Origin of the sequence: Leifsonia sp. 71-9 (genome assembly GCF_001898805.1) — a bacterium.
GTDB lineage: Bacteria > Actinomycetota > Actinomycetes > Actinomycetales > Microbacteriaceae > Leifsonia.
On the sequence record NZ_MKVJ01000014.1, the window covers coordinates 150540 to 173885 of the forward strand.

Below are 23346 nucleotides of genomic sequence, written 5' to 3' on the forward strand. Positions count from 1 at the left end.
CGTGGTTCTATAGAGGTACCGAGTTCACCGGTTGCGACTGAAAGGAGCATCACATGTCGACGATCACTTCGGAGAACGATGCGGTTGACGAGCTCGCTTCGGGGCCGCAGCTGACTGCTGCCGATCGGTGCGACAGCTGCGGAGCGCAGGCCTACATCCGCGTCGTCGTGAACAACGGCGAGCTGCTGTTCTGTGCGCACCACGGCAAGAAGCACCAGGAGAAGCTCTCGGAGATCGCCCACAGCTGGCACGACGAGACCGCTCGCCTGTTCGAAGAGCAGCGCGCGTAACGCGGCCGCGTCGACCGCGAGGCTGACCGGACGATGACAGCAGGGCACGGCGTGCACAGGCGCGCCATGATCGACCTCGCCGTCGTCCGCTCCACCGCAGCTGCACTCAGCGCCTCCCTCCACGACTCCACCGCCGATCTCCGCGCGGACGCGTACGGTCACGGGCTCATCCCTGTGGCACGTGCGCTGTCCGCCGCGGGGGTCGGCGGTTTCGTCGTCTCCCGCGTCGAAGACGCCGCCGCGCTCGCGGATGACGGCATCGACACCCGCGTCACCGTCGGCGGGCCCGGTCCCGGCTCCGGTGCGCTGCTCGGACCGGCGCTCTTCGGCCTCGACCCGGTCACGCCGACCGCCCCCGCGATGCGTCTGACGGGCGAGATCATCGCCGTCAAGCACGTGGAGGCCGACCGCGGCGTCTCGTACGGCTACACCTACCGCACCGCCCGGCCGACCACGCTCGTGCTCGTGGCGCTCGGCTACGCCGACGGCATCCTCCGCGTGGCATCCAACAAGGCACCCGTGCAGGTCGGCGTGACGCGCGGCCGGGTGACCGGGCGGATCGCCATGGATCAGTTCGTCGTCGACATCGGCGACGGCGCTGCCTCCCCCGGCGACCCCGTGGTCCTGTTCGGCGACCCGGCCCGCGGCGAGCCGACCGTGCTCGACTGGGCGGACGCGATCGGCGTCGCCGCCCCGGTCATCACCAGCCGGCTGGGCCGGCGCATCGAGAGGGTGCACAGCGCATGACGATCGTCGACGCCATCGCCGAGCCGCTGCCGCGCGCCGTCATCGACCTCGCCGCCCTGCGACGCAACGTCGCCCGTCTCGCCGCGATCGCCGCGCCGGCGGAGGTCATGCTCGCCGTCAAGGCCGACGCCTACGGGCACGGCCTGCTCCCCGTCGCCGAGGCCGGGCTGGAGGCGGGAGCCACCTCCCTCGCCGTGCTCGAGGTCCCAGCCGGACTCGTCCTGCGCCGCGCCGGTGTCACCGCTCCCCTCCTCGCCTGGCTGCACGGTCAGGACACCGATTGGCGCGCCGCCATCGAGAACGACATCGAGCTCGGCGTCTCCGCCCGCTGGCAGCTCGACGCGATCGCCGCGGCGGCCGCGGACCGTCCCGCCGTGGTCCACCTGAAGGTCGACACCGGGCTCAGCCGCAACGGCGCCACCCGCGCCGACTGGCCGGGGCTCGTGGATGCCGCTCTCGCGCTGCAGGACCGCGGCGTCGTGCGCGTCCGCGCCGCCTGGTCCCACCTCGCCGACGCCTCCCTCGAGGAGGACCGTCGCGCTCTCGCCGAGTTCCACGAGGCGGTGGCCGAGGCGACCGACCGCGGCGCGCGCTTCGAGATCCTGCACCTCGCCGCCAGCTCGGCAGGGATGCGCATGCCCGAGGCCCGCTTCGACCTCGTCCGCTTCGGGATCGCCGCCTACGGCTTCTCCCCCTTCGACGACGCCACCGGCGCAGAACTCGGCCTCGAGCCCGTCATGCGCCTGGAGGCTCCCGTCACCGAGGTGCATGTGGACGGCACGACGCACGTCCGGATCGCGATCGGCTACGGCGACGGCGTCCCGACGCTCGGCATCGCGAAGGTGTCCGTTCTGCTGGACGGCCGACGCTGCCCGGTCGTCGCGGTGGGCGTCGACTCGATGCTTGTGGACGCGGGCACCGCCCGCGTGCGCGCGGGCGACTCGGCCATCCTCTTCGGCCCGGGCGTCGACGGTGAGGCGACGGCGGAGACCTGGGCGGACTGGGCGGAGACCATCGCGGACGAGATGATCACGGGCGTCGCCGCGCGGGTTCCGCGCGTCTACGTCGGCTAGAGCGGCAGCGGCCAGAGCGGTAGCGGCCGAAGCAGCGTCGGCTAGAGCGAGACTCCGAGCCGCTCCGCGATCGCTCGGCGCGCGTTCGTCGCGTAGCGGTCGACGCGCTCGGTCTGCGGCACCGCCGGGAGCTCGGCCCGCAGGGCGGTCGCGAGGAGGCGGTCGGCCAGCACGGGGTTCATCGGCAGCACCGGTCCGTGCAGGTGGGTGCCGATGGAGGCGCCGACGGTCACGCCCTCGGATGCGCCGTCGTTGCCGGTTCCGCTGAGCACGCGGCCCAGCGGCTCGCCGCCCTCCAGCTCGGTGCGGGCGGAGTGGTTCTCGAACCCGGCCAGGCTGCCGAGCTCGGTGCTGCGCACGACGATCTCGCCCACGTGGCGGGCTGCGCCGAGCACGGCGCGGCTCGGGAAGACGCCGGCGCCGGCGAGGGTCTCCCCCTCGGGCGTCACCAGTTCGCGGCCGAGCAGCTGCCAGCCTCCCGCGATCGCCAGGATCGGGACCCCGGCGTCGCGCCAATCGCGCAGGCGGTCCGCGATGCCCAGCACATCCGCGTGGACGGCGCGCTGAGCGGAGAGCGGGCCGGAGCCGATGTGGACAATGTCGGCACTCGCGGGCAGCTCGCCGCCGGGAGCGTGGGACACGACCTCCGCCTCGATACCGCGCCAGCGCGCGCGCTCGGCGAGGGCCAGCACGTTGCCGGCGTCGCCGTTGATGCCCAGCTCGCGCGGGTACAGGTGGAGGATGCGCAGAACGCTCACCGCTCGCCGCCTTCGAGGTCGAGGAACCCGAGCTGTTTGCGGATCAGCATCATCTGCTCGTAGTTCACGATCATGGTCTTGGTGCCGTGCGCGGGCTTCGGCAGCGCCAGGAACGCGGCGAGGGCCGGCTTGAGCTCGGGGACGACCTGGTCGACCTGGATGCCGGCGTACGCGAACCGGGTCGCGAACTGCCACGCCTTGGTGCCCGACACGATGTGCACCTGCTCCAGCTTCGACAGGTCGATGTCGTAGACCCAGGACGGGTCGGGGGTCCCCTCGTCGACGGCCACGAACACCTGCTCGGGCGACGCGGCCAGGTAGTCGAGGTTCAGCTGCAGGCTCGGCGGGTTCTTCATCATGATGATCTCGATGTCCTCATCGCCCACCCGCAGGGTCTCGCCCCGGCCGTAGACGGTGCGCAGCGAAGCCATCGCGGCGACCACCGCGCTCGACCGGAACCGGTCGCCGAGGAGCCGGCGCGCCATCGCCGTGGCGCCCGCCGCGTCGACGGCGTAGTGCAGACCGCGCGCGGGGAGCCCGATGCGCACGCTCTCGCCGCCGATCGTGAGCTGGGCGCTCTGCACCTCGAGCGCGGACACGAAGACCGAGGGCACGGGGAGGGCGCCGGCGGCGACGCCGGTCAGGTCCTCCACGTTGGCCAGCCCGTTCGGGGCGGACTCGATGAGGGAGGGTGCGACGGCGAAGGTGGACACGTCGCGTCCCGCCGCGGCGAGGTCGGCGCCGACGCGCGCGAGGCTGTCGTCGTCCGCGTTCACCACGACGAACTCCGACGAGGTCTCCGCGATGGAGCGCAGCATCCCGACGACACGTGTGGGCTCGAAGAACCGGTTGAGCTGGTCGATCTGCACGTTGAGCAGGAGGGAGCCGCGCGGCTTGAGCAGGGTGGCGAGGTCGACGCCGTAGGCCTCGTCCACCTCGATCACGCCGACGTCGCCCCGCACGTATCCGTCGAGCGGGACGTCGGCGAGGAGCGCGGACGCGATCCCCTGCGGCAGGTTGCCGCCCGAGGGGTTCGTGAAGACCTCGAGCCCGTGCTCGCGCAGGATCGCGGTGAGCATGTTGGTCGTGGTCGACTTGCCGTTCGAGCCGGAGACGAACACCACGCCGAGCGGAAGCCGGCTGACGGCACGCTCGAGGAACGCCGGAGCGATCGCGAGCGCGACCCGGCCGGGCACCGCCGACCCCCCGCCCCGCAGGCGCAGCAGCCAGCGGGCGAGGCGGCCGGCGACGACCGCCAATCGATACCGCACCGGTTTACTCGAGGTAGTCGCGCAGCGACTGCGAGCGGGACGGGTGGCGCAGCTTCGCCATCGTCTTCGACTCGATCTGGCGGATGCGCTCGCGCGTCACGCCGAAAGTGTCACCGATCTGATCCAGGGTCTTCGGCATGCCGTCGCCCAGGCCGAAGCGCATGCGGATCACGCCCGCCTCGCGCTCGGACAGGGAGTCGAGCAGGCTCTCGAGCTGCTTCTGCAGCATGGTGAAGCCCACCGCGTCGGCCGGGACGACCGCCTCGGTGTCCTCGATCAGGTCGCCGAACTCGCTGTCGCCGTCCTCGCCGAGCGGGGTGTGCAGCGAGATGGGCTCGCGACCGTACTTCTGGACCTCGATGACCTTCTCGGGAGTCATGTCGAGTTCCTTCGACAGCTCCTCGGGGGTGGGCTCGCGGCCCAGGTCCTGCAGCATCTGGCGCTGCACGCGGGCGAGCTTGTTGATGACCTCGACCATGTGCACCGGGATGCGGATGGTACGCGCCTGGTCCGCCATGGCGCGGGTGATGGCCTGACGGATCCACCACGTCGCGTAGGTGGAGAACTTGAAGCCCTTGGTGTAGTCGAACTTCTCGACCGCGCGGATCAGGCCCAGGTTGCCCTCCTGGATCAGGTCCAGGAACTGCATGCCGCGGCCGGTGTAGCGCTTGGCCAGGCTGACCACGAGGCGCAGGTTGGCGCCGAGCAGGTGGCTCTTGGCGCGCTGGCCGTCACGGGCGACCCAGCGGAGCTCGCGCTCGAGCTCCTTGGGCATGTTCGGCGTGTTCGCGAGCTTGTCCTCGGCGAAGAGTCCCGCCTCGATGCGCATCGCGAGCTCGACCTCCTCCGCCGCGTTCAGCAGGGGGACCTTGCCGATCTGCTTCAGGTAGTCCTTGACCGGGTCGGCCGTCGCACCGGTGATGGTGGTCGAGTAGACCGGGATGTCGTCGTCCTCGTCGACGGCGCGCAGCACGAGCGCGTCGGTCGGCAGCGGGGCGGCCGCGACAGCCGCGGCAGCGATGTCGGCCGGCTTCTGGGCGGCCTCGTCGGAGTCGTCCGCCTCGTCGGTGTCGGTGTCGGCGGCCTCGTCGGCATCCTCCTCGACCTCGACCTCGGCGTCCTCGTCGACCTCCTCGTCGTCGTCCGCCGCACGTCCCTTGGGCTTGGTCGCGCCCTTCTTCGCCGCCGGCTTCTTGGCGGCGGTCTTCTTCGTCGTCGTCTTCTTCGCGGTCGTCGTGGTGGCCGCGCCCTCGGCGCCCGTCACCGTCTCGTCGACCGTGTCGGCCTCGGGGGCCTTCGTTGCTGCACGGGTTGCCATGTGAACACCTTTCAATACCAAGCGGAGGCCGGATTCCTCGGGGCTCCACCGTGGCTCAGGGTTGCGTGCGGACATTACTAAGACCCATGTCAAGTCCTGGGGGGAACGTCGGGCATCGTCGAATGCTCCGACCCAACAGGATATGAACGGGTCCAGACATCAATTATTGCACGATTCACGCGTTCTTCCGACCACGTCCACCGTCGCGCACGAAGGGGATCCTCTGCTCCTGAGCCTCGGCGTCAGAACGGCTCGCGTCCGCTCCGCCTCCGCCATGCGTCAGAGAGTGCAACCCAGATCGGGGCCACTTCTATTCCCTCCTCCTCCTGCAGCCGGCGGCGCGTCCGCCGTCGTGCGCGCACCAGGAAGACGACCCCGGTCCCGATGATGAGGTACTGGATCGCGAACGCCCAGCGGAACGAGTCGAGCGCGTAGAGATCGGTCGCGGCGCCCGCCGCGACCCGGGCGCCGTTCTGGAGGTCGAGGGAGACTCCGATGAGGAACATCATCACGAAGCTCGCCAGGAAGCCCCCGACGTTGACGATGCCGTTCGCCGAGCCGAGGCTGTGCAGCGGATTGGAGGTGCGCGCGAAGTCGAAGCCGATCAGCGACCCCGGGCCGCCGATGCCGATGGCGACGAGGAGCACCACGAGGAGCCAGACGGGAGGGACTCCCGGCCAGAGGAGCACGACGGCCCACACCACGCCCATCATGGCCACGATGCCGAGCACCAGATTGCTGCGCCGCAGGGGGTGGCGCGCGGTGAGCAGGCCGAGCAGCGGACCCGCGATCAGGCCGGCGACCACCGACACGATCAGGAGGGCCGAGGCCTCGGCGGGATCGATCCCGAGCGCGAACGCCATGAACGGCAGGCCCCACATCAGGCTGAAGACGGTCCCGGACGACTGGGTCACGAAGTGCGACCAGAAGCCCAGCTGCGTGCCCGGTCGGGCCAGGCTGATCCGCAGCTGCCGCAGCGAGTCGCCCCAGGTCGCGGGGCGCGGCCCCTCGGACGAGCCGACCGGGCGGTCCGTGATGGCGACCGCGATGGCGATCAGCGCGATCACCGAGAGGGACGCCGCGGCGAGGAAGGCGGTCGTCCACCCCGCCAGGTGCAGGACGAGGGCGAACGGCACGGCGGAGAGCACCTGCCCGAGCTGGCCGATGTTGCCGATCCACTGCGAGAGCTGAGGGACGATGCGCCCTCGGAACCACGAGTTCACCAGCCGCATCACGGAGGTGAAGACGGTGGCGTCGCCGGCGCCGACGAGGATGCGGCCGAGGATGGCGATCGAGATGGTCGGCGCGAAGGCGACGGCGATCTGACCCGCCACCATCAAGGCGGTGCCGATGAGCATGAGCCACCGGGAGCCGATCCGGTCGATCAGCACGCCGACGGGGATCTGCATCGCGGCGTAGACGATCAGCTGGACGACGGCCAGCGTCGAGAGCACCGACGCGGAGACGTGGAAGCGGTCGGTCGCCGCGACGCCCGCGACGCCGATCGTGGTGCGTTGCGTCACCGCCACGAGATAGGCGAAGGCGCCGATCCCGAAGACGAACCAGGAGCGCCGCGAGTTCACCCCACGAGTCTAGGCCGGATGGACCGGAGGGGCCGGGAGGTCGGGCGGCTCAGCGGTCGCCGTTCTCCTCGTCGCCGTGGCGGCGGAAGGCCAGGAAGTTCTCCAGCTCGGCGGCGATCTCGTCCGCGGAGGGCAGTTCGCCGTCGCGGTCGGTGAGCGGCGACCGCGGCTGGTTGTCCTCCATGTACGTGTCGTGCCGCTCCTCGAGCGTGCCGACGAGCTTCGCGAGCTCCGCATTGCCCGCGACCTGCTCGTCGATGTTCGCGATGAAGTCGCGGTCCTCCTGGCGGAGGCGGTCGCTCGGGAAGATGAGGCCGGTCGCCGCGCTGATCGAGTCCAGCCCCGCGATCGCCGCGGCGGGGTACTCCGTGTCGGCGAGGTAGTGCGGGATGAGGAGGACGAAGCCCGCGGTCGGGTGGTTCAGGTGCTGCAGGCGGTACTCGAGCAGGTGCAGGGCGTTGCCGGGCACCTGGGTCTGCGGCTTCCACACGGACATCGTCTCGATGAGCTCGGACCGGTTGCCGCTGACGGTCACGCCGATCGGCCGGGTGTGCGGCACCGGCATCGGGATGGCGTGCACCCAGGTGACGCTGCGCACCCGGTACTGCTCGATCAGGCCGAGCACGGCCTCCGTGAAGGCCTCCCAGCGGAAGTCGGGCTCGAAGCCCGACAGCAGCAGGAACGGCTGGCGCAGCTCGTCGTAGGCGAGGTACAGCTTCAGCGTCGCCGGCTGGTAGTCGGCCAGGTGGTCCTGGTCGAAGTAGATGATCGGCCGGCGCGCGCGGTAGTCGAGCAGGATGTCCGCGTCGAAGGTCGCGACGACCTCGCTGTCGAGCGTGCCAAGCAGATACGTGCCGAGCTGGCTCACGCCGGCGCCCGCGTCGGCGAATCCGGTCAGCCCGGCCACGAGCGGGAGGCCCTCCGGGACCTCGACGGCCGGGTTGAGCTCGAACAGATCGGCGGGGTGTCGCATGCATCAACTCTAGGCCGACCCCGGGCGCCCGGCCCGTGCTGACGGCCGCCTCGCAGCACGCCCACAGCGAACAGGCGGACGCAGCGGCGGGTTAGGGTCGGATCATGACGGTTCCCGCTCTCACGCTCGCCTCCGATTCCTCCTCCCTGACCTCCTCCGACGTCCTCGTCGTCGGTGCCCGCGTCGCCCGCGACGAGATCGCCGTGCTGTCCGGACCGGATCGGGAGGCGCTCGCGGAGCAGCTCGCCGCCGTCGGCTTCGGCGGCGGCCGCGACGAGCTCGTTCGCCTCCCCGGCGCCGCAGGCGGCCCCGCCCTCGCGGTCATCGGCCTCGGCGACGACCTCGACGAGGACGCCCTGCGCTACGCGGCCGGCAGCGCCATCCGCCAGCTCGCCGGCACGGCCCGTGTCTCGGTCGACCTGCCCGCCGACGGGGACTCCCGCCTCGGCGCCGTGATCGAGGGGGCCGCGCTCGGCTCCTACTCCTACACCGAGTACCGCGAGAAGAGCACGGCGAAGACTCCCGTGCCCGCGATCACGGTGATCGGCACCCCGGCCGACGCGACGGCGGACGACCTCCTGGCCCGCGCCGCGGCCGTCGCCGGCGCCGCCTCGCTGGTCAAGGACCTCGTCAACATGCCTCCGCTCGACCTCTACCCCGAGACCTTCGCCGAGCGCGCCCAGGAGGCCGCGGCCGGCCTCCCCGTCGACATCACCGTCTGGGACGAGGCCGCTCTGGCCGAGGGCGGCTTCGGCGGAATCCTCGGCGTCGGACAGGGCTCGACCCGCCCGCCGCGCCTCGTGAAGGTCGACTACGCGCCGGCCGGCGCGAGCCGCCACCTCGCCCTCGTGGGCAAGGGCATCACGTTCGACTCGGGCGGCCTCTCGCTCAAGCCGGCCTCCGGCATGGTGGGCATGAAGTACGACATGACGGGCGCTGCGACCGTGCTCGCCGTCGCTCTGGCCGCCGCCCGCCTCGCCCTTCCGGTGCGGGTCACGGCGTGGCTGTGCCTCGCCGAGAACATGCCGTCCGGCTCGGCGATCCGCCCGAACGACGTGCTCCGCATCCGCGACGGGCGCACGGTCGAAGTGCTGAACACCGACGCGGAGGGCCGCCTGGTCCTGGCCGACGGCCTGGCCGCCGCGAGCGAGGAGCACCCGGACGCGATCGTCGACGTCGCCACCCTGACCGGCGCCGCCATGGTCGCGCTCGGCACGCGCTACGCCGCCGTCATGGGTTCCGACGACCTCGTCGACGAGGTGCTCTCGGCCGCGCGCGCCAGCGGCGAGCTGCTCTGGCCGATGCCGCTCTCGGGCGAGCTGCGCGCCACGATCAACTCCGACGTCGCCGACATCGCGAACGCCAACCCGGGCCAGACCGCGGGCGGCATGCTGCTGGCCGGCGTGTTCCTGCAGGAGTTCGTCGGACGCACCGGCGACGCGGACGACGCGCCGCGCATCCCGTGGGCCCACCTCGACATCGCCGGACCCGCCAAGGGGCCCGCGTCGCCCTACGGCTTCACCGGCAAGGGACCGTCCGCCGTCAGCGTACGTGCGCTCGTCCGTTTGGCCGAGGACTTTTCGCGGAAGTAGTAGGGTCGTATGGGCGAGAAGATCTCGCCCGTTCAACGCCTGCCCGGAGTCACCCCTCGGGGCAGGATCGTGTCACGAATCCTGATGCGCGAGGGAGTAACTGGGTGTCTGAGCAGAACTTTGACATTGTGGTGCTCGGCGGTGGGAGTGGAGGCTACGCAGCAGCGCTGCGTGCGGCCGAGCTCGGTTTCACCGTGGGCATGATCGAGAAGGACAAGGTCGGCGGCACCTGCCTGCACCGCGGCTGCATCCCGACCAAGGCGCTGCTGCACGCGGCCGAGGTCGCGGACTACTCCCGTGAGTCGGCGAAGTACGGCATCATCACGGAGCTGCAGGGCATCGACATCAACGGTGTCACGGAGTACCGGCAGGGCATCATCGCCAAGAAGTACAAGGGCCTCCAGGGCCTGGTGAAGGCCCGCGGCATCACCGTCATCGAGGGCGAGGGCCGCCTCACCTCCCCGACGACCGTCCAGGTCGGCGAGGACACCATCGTGGGCAAGCACGTCGTGCTCGCCACCGGCTCGTACTCGCGCAGCCTCCCCGGTCTGGAGATCGGCGGCCGCGTCATCACGAGCGAGCAGGCCCTCGAGCTCGACTTCGTGCCGAAGAAGGTCGCCGTGCTCGGCGGCGGTGTCATCGGCGTGGAGTTCGCGAGCGTCTGGAAGTCGTTCGGCGCCGAGGTCACGATCATCGAGGCCCTCCCCCACCTCGTCCCCAACGAGGACGAGTCCATCAGCAAGTCGCTGGAGCGCGCGTTCCGCCGCCGCGGCATCGACTACCGCCTCGGCGTCCGCTTCGCCGGCGTGACCCAGAACGAGAGCGGCGTCGTCGTCTCGCTCGAGAATGGCGACACCGTCGAGGCCGAGCTGCTGCTCGTGGCCGTCGGCCGCGGCCCGCAGACCGCGAACCTCGGCTACGACGAGGTCGGCATCACGATGGACCGCGGCTTCGTCATCACCGACGAGCGCCTGCAGACCAACGTGCCGGGCGTCTACGCCGTGGGCGACATCGTCCCCGGCCTGCAGCTCGCCCACCGCGGGTTCCAGCAGGGCATCTTCGTCGCGGAGGAGATCGCGGGCCTGAACCCGATCGTCGTCCCCGACGTCAACATCCCCAAGGTCACCTACTGCGACCCCGAGGTCGCCTCCGTCGGCCTCAGCGAGGCCAAGGCGGTCGAGCAGTACGGCGCGGACCAGGTCAGCAGCTACGACTACAGCCTCGCCGGCAACGGCAAGAGCGAGATCATCGGCACGAGCGGAACCGTCAAGGTCGTCCGCGTCAACGACGGCCCCGTGGTCGGCGTGCACATGATCGGCGCTCGCGTGGGCGAGCTCATCGGCGAAGCCCAGCTCGCCGTGAACTGGGAGGCGTACCCGGAGGACATCGCTCCGTTCATCCACGCGCACCCCACCCAGAACGAGTCGCTCGGCGAGGCCTTCCTGTACCTCGCGGGCAAGCCGCTGCACACCCTCTAAGTCCGTGCTGCCGCCGATGCGGCTGCAATAAGCTACTGAACGATCAGGTTTTGAAGGAGAGAAGCTCATGAGCGAATCCGTCAGCCTCCCGGCACTCGGCGAGAGTGTCACGGAAGGCACGGTCACCCGCTGGCTGAAGAACGTTGGCGACCGTGTCGAGGTGGACGAGCCCTTGCTCGAAGTCTCGACCGACAAGGTCGACACCGAGATCCCGTCGCCGGTCGCCGGCGTCATCGAGGCGATCCTGGTGCAGGAGGACGAGACCGTCGAGGTGGGCACCGCGCTCGTGACCATCGGCGATGGCTCCGGCGCGGGCGCCGAGTCTCCGGCCGCCCCCGCCGAGGCCGCACCGGCCGAGGCCGCGGCTCCGGCCGCTGAGGCGCCTGCCGCTCCGGCTCCGGCCGCTGCTGCTCCGGCTGCCGAGGCTCCCGCTGCTCCGGCTCCGGCTGCCGAGGCGCCTGCCGCCGAGGCTCCGGCCGCTCCGGCTCCGGCCGCTGCTGCTCCGGCTGCCGAGGCGCCTGCCGCTCCGGCCCCCGCTGCTCCGGCACCGGCCGCTGAGGCGCAGGCTCCCGCCGCTCCGGCACCGGCCGCTCCGGCCGCCGAGGCGCCCGCCGCTCCGGCCCCCGCCGCAGCGCCCGCGCCTGCCGCCGCTCCTGCTGCTGCTCCGGCACCCGCCGCTGCTGCTCCGGCCGCTGCTGCCCCGGCTCCGGCTGCCGCGGCTCCGGCCGCCGGTGGCGCGCACGCCGGCAACGCCGGCTACGTCACCCCGATCGTCCGCAAGCTCGCGAACGAGCAGGGCGTCGACCTCGCGAGCATCACCGGCACCGGTGTCGGCGGTCGCATCCGCAAGGAGGACATCCTCGCCGCGGCGCAGCCCGCTGCAGGCGGCTCCGCCTCCGCTCCCGCCGCGGCCCCGGCCGTCGAGGTCTCGCCGCTGCGCGGCACGACCCAGGCCATGTCGCGTCTGCGCAAGGTCGTCGCCGAGCGCGCCGTCGTCTCGATGCAGTCGACCGCTCAGCTCACCTCCGTGGTCGAGGTCGACGTCACCAAGGTCGCCGCGCTGCGCGACAAGGTGAAGGGCGACTTCCTCGCCAAGAACGGCGTGAAGCTCTCCTTCCTGCCGTTCTTCGCCCTCGCGGCCTCCGAGGCGCTGAAGACCTACCCGGTCATCAACGCCACGGTCGACGGCGACAACATCGTGTACCCGGACCACGAGAACCTCTCGATCGCCGTGGACACCGAGCGCGGTCTGCTCACCCCGGTCATCCGCGACGCCTCCTCGCTCGACCTCTCCGGTCTCGCGAAGGAGATCGCCGACCTGGCCGAGCGCACCCGCGACAACCGGCTGAAGCCCGACGAGCTCGCCGGCGGCACGTTCACGCTGACCAACACCGGTTCGCGCGGCGCGCTGTTCGACACCCCGGTCGTGTTCCTCCCGCAGGTCGCGATCCTCGGCACCGGCATCGTGACGAAGAAGCCGGTCGTCATCACGGCGGACGGCACCGAGTCGATCGCCATCCGTTCGACGGTCTACCTGGCTCTCTCGTACGACCACCGCATCGTGGACGGTGCCGACGCGGCCCGCTTCCTGGTGGCCGTGAAGAACCGCCTCGAGGCCGCCGACTTCGAGGGCAGCCTCGGGATCTGATCCGCCTCACGAGTACACCGCTCGTATCCGCCAACCGGCCTCGCCCCTCACCAGCAGGAGCGAGGCCGGTTCGCTGTCCGGGCTCCCCTGCGGGTCGGGTTCGACCCGCACCAGCACGGCCTCTCCCCACCGCTGGGTGATCTGAGCCTGCGCACCCCGGTAGCCCGTCGCCCCGTCCCGCGACGACAGCCACTCCACGGCGGCAGCAACCGGGTCTTCTTCACTCGGGCAGCCCGTGCCCGAGGAACCCTCCTCCGGCATCTCTCCCGCTCCCGGATCAGGCGCTCCCTCCCAGGTCAGCTCGAAGACGTCCTGGCCGGATGCCTCCTCGCCGGATGCGTGTTGCCCGGTCGGGTGCTGCCCTGGCGCGTCCGGGCCGGAGCACCCCGCCTCGGCGATGGGCGCACCCGACACACCGGACATGCCCGACTCACCCCACACGCCCGGCGCGCCCGTATTGGACCCCTCGGACATCGGCGGAGCCACCGGCTCACCACCACCCGTCGTCCCCGGCCGTGACCCTGACGACCCGCCCTCACCGTCGGCAGGCGACCCCGACGGCAGCCCGACGAAGGCCACCGTCGCCGCGACGAGCGGCACCAGCCCGACGAGGATTGCCTTCGGCCGCCGCCGGACCAGCCGCACCACGGCCGCACGCGCCTCCCGCAAGGGCCGCCCATCGAGCAGGACATCCCACGCCGCCCACCCCTTCGGCTCCCTCCCTGCAGGGCTGCCCTGGGGTCTGCTCGGCGCCGCTGACCGTCGACCGCGCCCGCGAGCCACGGGCACGTCGGCCGACACGTCGCCCGTCGCGCGCGCGTCTCCGCCGGGGTCCAGCCGAACCGCAACGGGCGGCGCCACGCCGAGGAGCGCCTCGCGCACGCTGCCGCTGCCTCCGCCTCCACCACCTCCCCCGGGGATCACGCCCTCGAGGCGTGACAGCAGCACCACACCCGGGCGGCCGGGCACGGCGCGCGCCACCTCCCGGACCAGTGACAGGAACGCCTCCGTGTCCGCGCGTGCCAGTTCCTCTGTCAGCGGCCCGATCGCGGGCAGCTCCGAGACGACCGGACAGCCGTCCGCACGAAAGCGGATACGGTCGACCCGCGGCTCCACGCCGCCGAGACCGGCGTGGTGGGCCAGCCGCAGGACGTCCAGCACGGCCAGGAGCACGGTGACGGCCTCGCCGACGCTCAGCGATCCGCCCTCCAGCCGTCCGCGCAGACTCCCACCCGCGAGGTACTCGACGAGCCGCGCAGCGATCGGCCGACCACGCACCTCCCGTGGCGGGAGCTCGCGCACCTCAGCCAGATGCTCGGACGCGATCGTTCGCCGCGCGTCCGCGTCCGCATCCGGGAACCCGGTCCCCTCCTGCACGCACAGCACGGCCGGCCGGAAGAGGTCCGGCCCCTCCACCACGACCCGATGGACGCCGGGCGGCGAGCGAAGGACTTCCCCCGCGCTCAGGCCCAGCGCGTGCGCGATCACCGCTGACTGCTTGCCGAGATCGAGTTCGCGCCGCCGGCCCCACCGAAGAGTTCCCATGCGTCCATCCCAACGCCGGGCGCCCTGCCGTGGGCAGCGACGTCGGAATCGGTGGATCGTCGGAGCATGAACGACGGGTGTGGAGAACACGGTGACCCCCTCGACGCGATTAATGGACTGAGTCCATATATGCTGACGAGGTGACTACGTACGACGTCACGGGGCTAAGCGCCAACTCCGTGCCGTATGACGAGGCCCTTCAGCGACAGCGTGCCCTGCACGCCGCCGTCGTCGCCGGCCGGGCGCCCGACACCGTCCTCCTCCTCGAGCATGCTCCGGTCTACACGGCCGGCAAGCGCACCGAGCCCGACGAACGGCCCACCGACGGCACGCCGGTGATCGACGTGGACCGCGGAGGCAAGATCACCTGGCACGGGCCGGGCCAGCTCGTGGGCTACCCCATCCTGCGCCTCCCCGACCCGATCGACGTGGTCGGCTACGTGCGCCGCCTGGAGGGGATCCTCATCGAGGTCCTGGCCGGCCTCGGCGTCCACGGCGAGCAGGTCGAGGGCCGCTCCGGCGTCTGGATCCGCGCGGACGGCCGGGACGAGAAGATCGCCGCCATCGGCATCCGCGTCGCCGAAGGGGTCACGATGCACGGCTTCGCCCTCAACTGCTCCAACGACCTCGAGCCGTACGACCACATCGTCGCGTGCGGCATCCGGGATGCCGGAGTCACCACGATCTCGCGCGTCCTCGGTCGCACGGTCACCCCGGCCGACGTCGCTCCGCTCGTCGTCGCCGCGTTCGACCCCTCGGCCGCCGCCCAGCCCTCCCGCACCGCCACGACAGGAGCCGCCGCGTGAACGCCGTCCCCGAGGGGCGCCGCATGCTGCGCCTGGAGGTCCGCAACGCCGAGACCCCGATCGAGCGCAAGCCCGAGTGGATCAAGACGCGCGCGAAGATGGGACCCGAGTTCCGTCAGCTCCACGCGCTCGTGAAGACCGAGGAGCTGCACACGGTCTGCCAGGAGGCGGGCTGCCCCAACATCTACGAGTGCTGGGAGGACCGCGAGGCCACGTTCCTGATCGGCGGCTCGCAGTGCACCCGCCGCTGCGACTTCTGCCAGATCGACACCGGCAAGCCGGCGGAGTTCGACCGCGACGAGCCGCGCCGCGTGGCCGAGTCGGTCTTCCGCATGGGGCTGCGCTACTCGACCGTCACCGGCGTCGCGCGCGACGACCTGGAGGACGGGGGCGCGTGGCTCTACGCCGAGACGATCCGCGAGATCCACCGGCAGAGCCCCGGAACGGGCGTCGAGATCCTCGTCCCGGACTTCAACGGCCGGCCCGATCAGCTCGGCGAGGTCTTCTCCGCGCGACCGGAGGTGTTCGCGCACAACGTCGAGACCGTGCCGCGCATCTTCAAGCGCATCCGTCCCGCCTTCCGCTACGAGCGCTCGCTCGACGTGCTGACCCAGGGACGCGCCGCGGGCCTGATCACCAAGTCAAACCTCATCCTCGGGATGGGCGAGGAACGCCACGAGGTGAGCCAGGCCCTGCGCGACCTCCACGACGCCGGCACCGACATCATCACGATCACCCAGTACCTGCGCCCCAGCCCCCGGCATCTGCCGGTCGCACGGTGGGTGCACCCGGACGAGTTCGTGGAGCTGAAGGAGGAGGCGGAGGCGATCGGATTCCTCGGCGTCCTCGCCGGTCCGCTGGTCCGATCGTCGTATCGCGCGGGCCTCCTGTGGGCGCAGTCGATGCAGGCGAAGGGGCGGCCGGTGCCGGCGCAGCTGCAGCATCTCGCCGACGCGTCGCTCGGGTTCGCGCAGGCCGTCTCCTGAAGGCGAACGTCGTCTGCCGAAGGCCGTCCGGGACGGTATCCTTATGCGTATGGCACGCAAGGACAAGTCCAGCAAGGAGCCCGGTCGGCTGAAGCAGATGTGGCAGGTCTTCCAGATGACCCGCCGCTACGACGACCGCGCGCTGCTCTACATCATCCTGGGCTTCGTCCTCCCGATCATCGCGGGCGTGCTCCTGGCGATCTTCGTCTCCGGCGGCAACGTGTTCACGATGGTCCTCTGGATCATCGCGGGCGTCTTCGGCGGCGTGCTCGCGGCACTCCTCATCCTCGGCCGCCGTGCCGAGCGGGCGGCCTACTCGCAGATCGAGGGCCAGCCGGGCGCCGTCGGCGCGGTGCTGCGCAGCTCGCTGAAGCGCAGCTGGCGCGGCTCGGAGATGCCGGTCGCCGTGAACAGCAAGACGCAGGACGCGGTCTACCGTGCCACCGGCCGCGGCGGCGTCGTGCTCATCAGCGAGGGCCCGAAGACCCGCACGCAGCGGATGGTCGACGAGGAGCGCCGCAAGGTCACCCGCGTGCTCCCGAACGTCCCGGTCACCGTCATCAGCGTCGGACCGGATGCGGACGCCGTGCGACTGCACCGCGTTCCCCGCACCCTGGCCAAGATCAAGCCGACCCTGACCAAGGCCGAGGTCCTCGCGATCAGCAACCGCCTCCAGTCGCTCGAGAACTCCCTGCCGATCCCGAAGGGCATCGACCCGATGAAGGTCCGCGCCCAGCGCGCACGCTGACGCCTCCGCCGTCGCCACTGCTTCGACACGAACGCGCCGCCCCCTCGGGGACGGCGCGTTCGTTCGTTCGGCGGCTCAGCCGCGCAGCAGGATGGTGCCGGCGATCTTGTCGTGGAAGCCGCGCTGATCCGAGTCCCACACCAGGGCGGGGATGACGAGGCACAGCAGGATCGTGCGCACGACCGGGCGCCAGACCCCCACCCATCCCCCGCGGACGGCGACCAGGCGCAGACCGAAGATGCGATGGCCGATGCTCCCGCCGATGGTCGGGATGAACACGATCTGCAGCACCGCGAACACCGCGATGTTCGCCCAGGCGTCGTAATGGAAGAACGCGAACGAGATGAACGACGCGATCGCCCAGTCGATCACGATCGCCCCGAATCGACGCCCGAGCCGTGCGACCGAGCGCGGCCCCGCCTCCGGAAGTCCGAGGCGTTCACCGGGATAGCGGCTGGGGGCGATGTCGCCGGAGCGGTTCGTCGGGGGGTTCTGTGGCACCCGATGAGTTTACCCGGGGCCGGTACACGTAACATGCCGGAAACATTTGCGTCACCCCGGGGAAACGGCCTCCCCCTACCGTTGGTGTGGGACTGCACGCGCAGTCCGGTCACCGCAAGCCATTGGGAGTCCTCCGTATGTTCCGTGATTCTTCCGAGGTGCTCAAGTTCATCAAGGACACCGACGTCAAGTTCCTTGATATCCGCTTCACCGATCTGCCCGGTGTGCAGCAGCACTTCAACATCCCCGCCTCGACGGTCGACGAGGAGTTCTTCTCCGTCGGCCAGCTCTTCGACGGCTCCTCGATCCGCGGGTTCGCGTCGATCCACGAGTCCGACATGCAGCTCATCCCCGATGTCTCGACCGCCTACATCGACCCGTTCCGCGTCGAGCGCACGCTGATCATGGTCTTCGACATCTACAACCCGCGCAACGGCGAGATCTACTCGAAGGACCCGCGCCAGGTCGCCAAGAAGGCGGAGAAGTACCTCGCCTCCACCGGCATCGCGGACACCGCGTTCTTCGCCCCCGAGGCGGAGTTCTACATCTTCGACGACGTGCGCTACGAGGTGAACCAGCACTCCTCCTTCTACGCGGTGGACTCCGAGGAGGGCGCGTGGAACACCGGCCGCGTCGAAGAGGGCGGCAACCTCGCCAACAAGACCCCGTACAAGGGCGGCTACTTCCCGGTCAGCCCGGTCGACAAGCAGGCCGACCTGCGCGACGACATCTCGCTCAAGCTGATCGACGCCGGCCTCATCCTGGAGCGCGCGCACCACGAGGTGGGCACCGGCGGCCAGGCCGAGATCAACTACCGCTTCGACACGATGGTCGCCGCGGCGGACGACATCCTCAAGTTCAAGTACATCGTGAAGAACACGGCGGAGCAGTGGGGCAAGGTCGCCACGTTCATGCCGAAGCCGCTCTTCGGCGACAACGGCTCGGGCATGCACACCCACCAGTCGCTGTGGAGCGACGGCAAGCCGCTCTTCTACGACGAGTCGGGCTACGGCGGCCTCTCGGACATCGCCCGCTGGTACATCGGAGGCCTGCTCAAGCACGCCCCCGCCGTCCTGGCGTTCACGAACCCGACGGTGAACTCGTTCCACCGCCTGGTCCCCGGCTTCGAGGCCCCGGTCAACCTGGTCTACTCGGCCGGCAACCGCTCCGCGTCGATCCGCATCCCGATCACGGGCACCAACCCGAAGGCCAAGCGCATCGAGTTCCGCGCGCCGGACGCCTCGGGCAACCCGTACCTCGCGTTCGCCGCCCAGCTCATGGCCGGCCTCGACGGCATCAAGAACCGCATCGAGCCGCACGAGCCGGTCGACAAGGATCTCTACGAGCTCCCGCCCGAGGAGGCCAAGAACATCCCCCAGGTGCCCGGCACCCTGGCGGAGGCGCTCGACGCCCTCGAGGCCGACCACGACTTCCTCACCGCAGGCGGCGTGTTCACCCCGGAGCTCATCGAGACCTGGATCGAGTACAAGCGCGAGAAGGAGATCAAGCCCCTCGCGCAGCGCCCGCACCCGTTCGAGTACGAGCTGTACTTCGGGGTCTGACGCTCGGCGTTCCGACACGAGAAGGGCCGCATCCCACTGGGGATGCGGCCCTTCCGCGTTGCACGGCACGTGACCGCCGCGGCGGACCTCAGCCCGTGGGCGCCGGGCGCTCCTGGATGCCGTAGAAGGAGCGCTCGAAGACGGCGCGGGCCCGGCGGGTGACGGCGAGGTAGTCCTCCTCCAGCCGCGACGCTGAGCCGGGCGGGTACTCCATGAGCCGGGCGACGCCGTCGAGGGCGACGCGGTCGGAGGGGAGGACGTCGGCGGTCTTGTTCGTCCAGAGGGTCATGGCGGAGCGGGCGCGGGAGGCGAAGACCCACGCCTCGTGGAGTTTGGCCGCGTCCTCTTCCGTGACGAAGCCGTTCGCCGCGGCGACGGCGAGGGCGTCGAGGGTGCTGGGGGTGCGGAGCTCGGGGATGGCGGCCGCGTGCTCCAGTTGGATGAGCTGCACGAACCACTCCACGTCGCTGAGCGATCCGCGGCCCAGCTTGAGGTGGCGCGAGGGGTCGGCGCCCTGCGGGAGGCGTTCGTTCTCGACGCGCGCCTTGATCCGCTTGACCTCGCGGATCTCGCGCTCCCCGATCTCCGCCGGGTAGCGCACCTCGTCGGCGAGGGCCTCGAAGTCCGCCAGAAGCGACGCATCCCCCGCGACGCCTCGCGCGCGCAGCAGCGCCTGCGCCTCCCAGGTCAGCGACCAGCGCTGGTAGTAGGCGCGGTAGGAGTCGAGCGAGCGCACGGGCGTGCCGTTCTTCCCCTCCGGGCGCAGGCCGATGTCGAGGTCGAGCGGGAGGATGTTGTCCTCGGTGAGGCGGCCGAGATCGGACACGACGGCGAGAGCGGCGCGGTGGGCCTCCTCCTGCTCGGCGGTCGTCGGGCGGAAGACGTACATGACGTCGGCGTCCGATCCGAATCCGAGCTCGCGGCCGCCGAACCGCCCCATCCCGATCACGGCGAACTCGAACGCGTCGGCGTCGCCGCGCGCGCTCCGGATGGCGGCCAGGACGCCGGAGATCACGTTCTCGGTGACGGTGGTGAGCCCGTGGGCGAGCTCCTCGATGGTGGCGAAGCCGAGGATGCCCGAGAAGGCCAGCCGCAGGATCTCGCGCCGGCGCACCGCTCGCAGCGCGGCCGAGGCCGTCTCGGGCGAATCGTGCCGGGCGAGGATCGCGGCGGTCTCGTCGCGCAGCAGCTCGGCGGAGCGTGGCCGCAGCTCCTCCTCCGATTCGAGCCACGCCACCGACTCCGGGATGCGCCCGAGCAGGTCGCCGGCGTAGCGCGAGCCCGAGAGCACGCGGGTCAGCCGTTCGGCGGCGCCAGTGGAGTCGCGCAGCATCCGGAGGTACCAGTGGGTCGAGCCGAGGTCCTCGCTGAGGCGGCGGAAGGTCAGGAGGCCGTAGTCGGGGTCGGCGCCGTCGGCGAACCACTGCAGCATCACGGGAAGCAGATGGCGCTGGATCGTCGCGCGGCGCGAGACGCCCGACGTGAGCGCGCCGATGTGCGCGAGCGCGCCCCGCGGATCCCGGAAGCCGATCGCGGCGAGACGGGCCTCGGCCTGCGCACTGGTGAGGGCGAAGTCCTCACTCGGCATCGAGGCGACGGCGCTCAGCAGCGGGCGGTAGAACAGCCGCTCGTGCAGCCCGCGCACCCGGTGCTTGATCTCGTTCCACCGCGCGAAGAGCTGCTCGGCGCTCGGGGCCAGCCCGGTGGCCCGCGCGAGGATGCGCTGATCGCCCTCGTCCCGCGGCATGAGGTGGGTGCGACTCAGGTGCCGCAGCTGGATGCGATGCTCCATCAGGCGCAGCGTGCGGTAGTCCTGCGAGAAGGCCGCGGCCTCCTCCCGCCCGATGTAGCCCTGCGCAGCGAGGGCAGCCAGCGCCGAGAGCGTGTCGCGCTGCCGCACCTGGTCGTCGGTCTGGCCGTGCACGAGCTGGAGCAGCTGCACGGTGAACTCGACATCGCGCAGGCCGCCCGGCCCCAGCTTCAGCTGATAGTGGACCTCGTCGTCCGGGATGTGCTCGGTGACGCGCTCGCGCATCCGCTGGACGGACTCGACGAAGTTCTCGCGGGAGGCGCTGCTCCACACCTTCGGGGCGAGAGCGGCGAGGTAGCGGTCGCCGAGCTCCCGGTCGCCGGCCAGAGGGCGCGCCTTGAGCAGTGCCTGGAACTCCCACCCCTTGGCCCACCGGTCGTAGTAGGCGATGTGCGACTCGAGCGTGCGGACCAGCGCGCCGTCCTTGCCCTCGGGCCGCAGGTTGGGGTCGACCTCCCACAGCCCCGGCTCGATGGCCGGCTCGTGGATGCCGCGCATCGTCAGCATGGCCAGCCGGGTCGCGATGTCGACGGCCCGCCCGCCGGTCAGCCCGGCCTCCTCGTCGCCCTCGGTCACGAAGATGACGTCGACGTCGCTGACGTAGTTGAGCTCGCGGGCGCCGGCCTTGCCCATGCCGATGATGGCCAGCCGGGTCGCCCGCACCTCGGCTTCCGGGAAGCGCCCGGGGCCGCTCCCGCTGGTCTGCCGCCGGGCGACGGCCAGCGAGGCTTCGAGCGCAGCGGCGGCGAGATCGGAGAGGGTGGCCGCGACGGAGTCGAACCCGGCGACCGGATCCTCCTGTTCGAGGTCGTAGCTCGCGAGCTGGACGAGACGGCGCCGGTAGCGCACGCGCAGCGCCGTCCACGCCTCCTCCTCCGTGACGGCGGCGAAGCCGTCGACCGCACCGACGGAGTCGAGGAGGTCGGCGCGCAGCTCGTCGGCCGTCGGCAGCGCGGCGACGGGATGGTCGAGCGCCGAGAGCTCGGCGGGCTGGCGCAGGAAGAACTCGGCGGCGCCCTCGGAGGCGCCGATCACGCGGAGCACGCGGCGGGCGTCGTTGCGCGACGGGACGTACCGAGCGGCCTGCACCGGCGCATGCTGCAGCAGCCGCAGAGCGAGCGCCAGGGCGTTGTCGGGATCCGCTGCCGCGCCGAGGGCGGGCAGGAGGTCGTCGACGGGGAACCCCGTCAGGCCCGCGAGCTCGTCGAGCTGTGCCCGCACGGAGCTCAGCCCGACGAAACCGGCGCGCGCCAGCGCGGTCAGGGAGAGCTGCTCGCGCGTCACGACCCGGTCAGAGGATCTCGAGGTTGGTCCGCAGCTCGTACGGGGTGACCTGCGCCCGGTACTCCGCCCACTCCTTGCGCTTGTTGAGGAGCACGTAGTTGAAGACCTGCTCCCCCAGCGTCTCGGCGACGAGCTCGGAGTCCTCCATCAGGGAGATGGCGTGGTCGAGGCTCGCGGGGAGCTGGCTGTAGCCGAGGGCGCGCCGCTCGGTGTCGCTGAGCGCCCACACGTTGTCCTCGGCCTCCGGCGGCAGCTCGTACTGGTTCTCGATGCCCTTGAGGCCGGCGGCCAGCATGAGCGAGAACGCGAGATACGGGTTGGCGGCGGAGTCGATCGCGCGGTACTCGACGCGCGAGCTCTGGCCCTTGTTGGGCTTGTAGAGCGGCACGCGGACGAGCGCGGAGCGGTTGTTGTGGCCCCAGCAGACGAAGCTGGGCGCCTCGTCGCCGCCCCACAGGCGCTTGTAGGAGTTGACGAACTGGTTCGTCACGGCCGTGATCTCGGGAGCGTGCTTGAGCAGGCCCGCGATGAACTGGCGGCCGACCTTCGACAGCTGGTACTGCGCACCGGCCTCGAAGAACGCGTTGGTGTCGCCCTCGAAGAGCGACATGTGGGTGTGCATCCCGCTGCCCGGGTGGCCGGACATCGGCTTCGGCATGAACGTCGCGTAGACGCCCTGCTCGATCGCGACCTCCTTGATGACCGTGCGGAAGGTCATGATGTTGTCGGCCGTGGTGAGGGCGTCCGCGTAGCGGAGGTCGATCTCGTTCTGGCCGGGGCCCGCCTCGTGGTGGCTGAACTCGACCGAGATGCCGAGGTCTTCGAGCATGCGCACCGAGCGGCGCCGGAAGTCGTGGGCGGTGCCGCCGGGGACGTTGTCGAAGTAGCCGGCGGAGTCGACGGGCTCGGGGCCGTCCTCGCCGAACGCCGACGACTTGAGCAGGTAGAACTCGATCTCCGGGTGCGTGTAGAAGGTGAAGCCGCGGTCGGCCGCCTTCTCGAGGGTGCGCTTGAGCACGTTGCGCGGGTCGGAGACGGACGGCTGGCCGTCGGGCGTCGTGATGTCGCAGAACATGCGCGCGGTCGGGTCGATCTCGCCGCGCCACGGGAGGATCTGGAACGTCGTCGGGTCCGGGTGCGCGAGCAGGTCGGACTCGAACGCGCGCGTCAGCCCCTCGATCGCGGAGCCGTCGAAGCCGAGGCCCTCGGCGAAGGCGCCCTCCACCTCGGCGGGGGCGATGGCGACGGACTTGAGGGTGCCGACGACATCGGTGAACCACAGCCTCACGAACTTGACGCCACGCTCCTCGATCGTGCGAAGAACGAAGTCGCGCTGCTTGTCCATCCTGCCCCTTTCGTCAGCGTTCCCAGCG

General features: G+C 71.0%; 19 protein-coding genes. 10 read left to right on the forward strand and 9 right to left on the reverse strand.

Going from position 1 to position 23346, the window contains the following annotated elements; all coding sequences use genetic code 11:
* Positions 1 to 53 precede the first annotated feature (53 nt).
* From BGO91_RS07935 to alr, 3 genes are read left to right on the forward strand one after another with little or no spacing between them, the layout of a single operon-like run.
* On the forward strand, positions 54 to 290 hold the full coding sequence (locus tag BGO91_RS07935) for a hypothetical protein (RefSeq protein WP_021764610.1): 237 nt from the start codon (positions 54 to 56) through the stop codon (positions 288 to 290).
* 33 nt (positions 291 to 323) lie between these two features.
* Positions 324 to 1037 carry an alanine racemase C-terminal domain-containing protein gene (locus tag BGO91_RS07940; protein WP_290472237.1) on the forward strand — a complete coding sequence of 238 codons (714 nt, stop codon included), beginning with the start codon at positions 324 to 326 and terminating at the stop codon, positions 1035 to 1037.
* Entirely contained in the window at positions 1034 to 2110 is a 1077-nt protein-coding gene (gene alr / locus BGO91_RS07945) for an alanine racemase (protein WP_290472238.1), read from the forward strand. The genes BGO91_RS07940 and alr overlap by 4 nt, the downstream gene beginning before the upstream one ends.
* Before the next feature lie 41 nt (positions 2111 to 2151).
* On the opposite strand, the gene BGO91_RS07950 is transcribed toward alr, so the two are convergent.
* The 5 genes from BGO91_RS07950 to BGO91_RS07970 all read right to left on the reverse strand — a co-directional run bounded on the left by BGO91_RS07950 (position 2152) and on the right by BGO91_RS07970 (position 8013).
* A complete protein-coding gene (locus tag BGO91_RS07950; protein WP_290472239.1) occupies positions 2152 to 2868 on the reverse strand; it encodes a cobyric acid synthase in 717 nt (238 codons plus the stop codon).
* Complete coding sequence (locus tag BGO91_RS07955; RefSeq protein ID WP_290472240.1) at positions 2865 to 4139, reverse strand: MurT ligase domain-containing protein; 1275 nt, start codon at positions 4137 to 4139, stop codon at positions 2865 to 2867. Before BGO91_RS07955 ends, BGO91_RS07950 begins: the two co-directional genes overlap by 4 nt.
* 4 nt (positions 4140 to 4143) lie before the next feature.
* The gene (locus BGO91_RS07960) at positions 4144 to 5457 is read right to left on the reverse strand and encodes an RNA polymerase sigma factor (protein WP_290472241.1); all 1314 of its coding nucleotides are present in this window, start codon (positions 5455 to 5457) and stop codon (positions 4144 to 4146) included.
* A 242-nt stretch (positions 5458 to 5699) separates the two neighbouring features.
* On the reverse strand, positions 5700 to 7040 hold the full coding sequence (locus BGO91_RS07965; protein WP_290472242.1) for a nitrate/nitrite transporter: 1341 nt from the start codon (positions 7038 to 7040) through the stop codon (positions 5700 to 5702).
* Between the two features lie 49 nt (positions 7041 to 7089).
* Complete coding sequence (locus BGO91_RS07970) at positions 7090 to 8013, reverse strand: proteasome assembly chaperone family protein (RefSeq protein WP_021764699.1); 924 nt, start codon at positions 8011 to 8013, stop codon at positions 7090 to 7092.
* 104 nt (positions 8014 to 8117) lie between these two features.
* On the opposite strand from BGO91_RS07970, the gene BGO91_RS07975 reads away from it, so the two are divergent.
* The 3 genes from BGO91_RS07975 to sucB all read left to right on the forward strand — a co-directional run bounded on the left by BGO91_RS07975 (position 8118) and on the right by sucB (position 12731).
* Complete coding sequence (locus tag BGO91_RS07975) at positions 8118 to 9605, forward strand: leucyl aminopeptidase (protein ID WP_290472243.1); 1488 nt, start codon at positions 8118 to 8120, stop codon at positions 9603 to 9605.
* A gap of 104 nt (positions 9606 to 9709) precedes the next feature.
* Positions 9710 to 11083, forward strand: a complete 1374-nt coding sequence (gene lpdA, locus BGO91_RS07980) for a dihydrolipoyl dehydrogenase (protein WP_290472244.1) — start codon at positions 9710 to 9712, stop codon at positions 11081 to 11083.
* Positions 11084 to 11150: 67 nt separating this feature from the next.
* Positions 11151 to 12731 (forward strand): 2-oxoglutarate dehydrogenase, E2 component, dihydrolipoamide succinyltransferase, encoded by a 1581-nt coding sequence (gene sucB, locus BGO91_RS07985; protein ID WP_290472245.1) that lies wholly within the window; start codon positions 11151 to 11153, stop codon positions 12729 to 12731.
* A 6-nt stretch (positions 12732 to 12737) separates the two neighbouring features.
* Here the strand turns inward: sucB and BGO91_RS07990 are convergent, their stop codons facing one another.
* On the reverse strand, positions 12738 to 14276 hold the full coding sequence (locus tag BGO91_RS07990) for a hypothetical protein (RefSeq protein ID WP_290472246.1): 1539 nt from the start codon (positions 14274 to 14276) through the stop codon (positions 12738 to 12740).
* A 140-nt stretch (positions 14277 to 14416) separates the two neighbouring features.
* On the opposite strand from BGO91_RS07990, the gene lipB reads away from it, so the two are divergent.
* The 3 genes from lipB to BGO91_RS08005 are packed head-to-tail and all read left to right on the forward strand — an operon-like array spanning position 14417 to position 16816.
* On the forward strand, positions 14417 to 15082 hold the full coding sequence (gene lipB / locus BGO91_RS07995; protein WP_290472247.1) for a lipoyl(octanoyl) transferase LipB: 666 nt from the start codon (positions 14417 to 14419) through the stop codon (positions 15080 to 15082).
* Positions 15079 to 16068, forward strand: coding sequence for a lipoyl synthase (lipA, locus tag BGO91_RS08000; protein WP_290472248.1), 990 nt, complete (start codon positions 15079 to 15081; stop codon positions 16066 to 16068). Before lipB ends, lipA begins: the two co-directional genes overlap by 4 nt.
* 49 nt (positions 16069 to 16117) lie before the next feature.
* Complete coding sequence (locus tag BGO91_RS08005; protein WP_290472249.1) at positions 16118 to 16816, forward strand: DUF4191 domain-containing protein; 699 nt, start codon at positions 16118 to 16120, stop codon at positions 16814 to 16816.
* A 75-nt stretch (positions 16817 to 16891) separates the two neighbouring features.
* Here BGO91_RS08005 and BGO91_RS08010 read toward each other — a convergent pair whose 3' ends face one another.
* Entirely contained in the window at positions 16892 to 17317 is a 426-nt protein-coding gene (locus BGO91_RS08010) for an RDD family protein (protein WP_290472250.1), read from the reverse strand.
* Positions 17318 to 17454: 137 nt separating this feature from the next.
* Here BGO91_RS08010 and glnA (BGO91_RS08015) point away from each other — a divergent pair, with 137 nt between their 5' ends.
* Positions 17455 to 18879, forward strand: coding sequence for a type I glutamate--ammonia ligase (glnA, locus tag BGO91_RS08015; protein ID WP_021765052.1), 1425 nt, complete (start codon positions 17455 to 17457; stop codon positions 18877 to 18879).
* Positions 18880 to 18967: 88 nt separating this feature from the next.
* On the opposite strand, the gene BGO91_RS08020 is transcribed toward glnA (BGO91_RS08015), so the two are convergent.
* Both BGO91_RS08020 and glnA (BGO91_RS08025) read right to left on the reverse strand, forming a co-directional pair.
* Complete coding sequence (locus BGO91_RS08020; RefSeq protein WP_290472251.1) at positions 18968 to 21973, reverse strand: bifunctional [glutamine synthetase] adenylyltransferase/[glutamine synthetase]-adenylyl-L-tyrosine phosphorylase; 3006 nt, start codon at positions 21971 to 21973, stop codon at positions 18968 to 18970.
* Between the two features lie 7 nt (positions 21974 to 21980).
* Positions 21981 to 23318: a type I glutamate--ammonia ligase gene (glnA, locus tag BGO91_RS08025; protein ID WP_290472252.1), complete on the reverse strand. Its 1338-nt coding sequence runs from the start codon at positions 23316 to 23318 to the stop codon at positions 21981 to 21983.
* Between the last annotated feature and the right edge of the window lie 28 nt (positions 23319 to 23346).

Excerpts from the sequence above, each read along its gene's own strand:
- BGO91_RS07935 (WP_021764610.1), top strand. The coding sequence starts at position 54 with ATGTCGACGATCACTTCGGAGAACGATGCGGTTGACGAGCTCGCTTCG.
- BGO91_RS07940 (WP_290472237.1), top strand. The coding sequence starts at position 324 with ATGACAGCAGGGCACGGCGTGCACAGGCGCGCCATGATCGACCTCGCC.
- alr (WP_290472238.1), top strand. The coding sequence starts at position 1,034 with ATGACGATCGTCGACGCCATCGCCGAGCCGCTGCCGCGCGCCGTCATC.
- BGO91_RS07960 (WP_290472241.1), bottom strand. The coding sequence starts at position 5,457 with ATGGCAACCCGTGCAGCAACGAAGGCCCCCGAGGCCGACACGGTCGAC.
- BGO91_RS07970 (WP_021764699.1), bottom strand. The coding sequence starts at position 8,013 with ATGCGACACCCCGCCGATCTGTTCGAGCTCAACCCGGCCGTCGAGGTC.
- BGO91_RS07975 (WP_290472243.1), top strand. The coding sequence starts at position 8,118 with ATGACGGTTCCCGCTCTCACGCTCGCCTCCGATTCCTCCTCCCTGACC.
- sucB (WP_290472245.1), top strand. The coding sequence starts at position 11,151 with ATGAGCGAATCCGTCAGCCTCCCGGCACTCGGCGAGAGTGTCACGGAA.
- BGO91_RS07990 (WP_290472246.1), bottom strand. The coding sequence starts at position 14,276 with ATGGGAACTCTTCGGTGGGGCCGGCGGCGCGAACTCGATCTCGGCAAG.
- BGO91_RS08005 (WP_290472249.1), top strand. The coding sequence starts at position 16,118 with ATGGCACGCAAGGACAAGTCCAGCAAGGAGCCCGGTCGGCTGAAGCAG.
- glnA (WP_021765052.1), top strand. The coding sequence starts at position 17,455 with ATGTTCCGTGATTCTTCCGAGGTGCTCAAGTTCATCAAGGACACCGAC.
- glnA (WP_290472252.1), bottom strand. The coding sequence starts at position 23,318 with ATGGACAAGCAGCGCGACTTCGTTCTTCGCACGATCGAGGAGCGTGGC.